The organism is Neobacillus drentensis (genome assembly GCF_036966985.1).
Taxonomy (GTDB): domain Bacteria; phylum Bacillota; class Bacilli; order Bacillales; family Cytobacillaceae; genus Neobacillus; species Neobacillus drentensis_E.
In genome coordinates, this window is the sequence record NZ_JBALSN010000806.1 from 498 (window position 1) to 1,292 (window position 795).

Here is a 795-nt window from a genome sequence, read left to right on the forward strand (position 1 = left end):
AATTGTTTTAACCATGCCTCTCATTATCGTCGGTTCACTGTTTCTTATTTTAGCCAACCTTCCGATTCCAGGATACAGCGATTTTATGGCAAGTGTCTTCGGAGCCGAATGGGCCACGAAACTATCCTATCCTGTGAATGCCACCTTTGACATTATGGCACTTGTTGCGACCTTTGGGATCGCGTACAGGTTAGCTGAAAAGTATGCAGTCGATGCACTGTCATCTGGTGCAATTGCTGTCGCAGCTTTCCTCCTAGCCACACCTTATCAAGTACCATTCACACCTGAAGGATCAACAGAAGCTATCCTAGTGAATGGCGGTATTCCCGTCACACTGATGGGCAGTAAAGGGCTATTCGTTGCCATGATTATTGCCATGCTTTCCACCGAAATTTACCGCTTTATTGTACAGCGGAATATCGTCATCAAAATGCCTGATGGTGTACCGCCAGCAGTTAGTAAATCGTTTATCGCACTTATTCCAGGTTTTGTGGTCATCACGCTGATCTGGGTCGCTAGGCTTCTGATTGAGATGACACCTTTTGAGAGTATTCATAATATCATCACGGTCTTAATCGGCACACCACTATCCATTCTTGGTGGAAGCTTAGGCGGAAGTATCGTTGCCATCGGTGTGCAAATGCTCCTCTGGGCATGTGGTATTCACGGAGCCACCATTGTCGGTGGAGTCATGGGTCCGATTTGGCTCGGTGCGATGGATGAAAACCGTCTTGCTTTCCAAGCAGGAGAAGTGCTGCCGAATATTTTCACAGCACAGTTCTTTGAAATCTTTAT

At 46.4% G+C, this 795-nt stretch carries 1 protein-coding gene; it reads left to right on the plus strand.

The annotated features are described in order from the left end of the window. Positions 1-795: PTS transporter subunit EIIC (locus V7659_RS31920; RefSeq protein WP_335543972.1), on the plus strand; the 795-nt coding region annotated here is incomplete at both ends.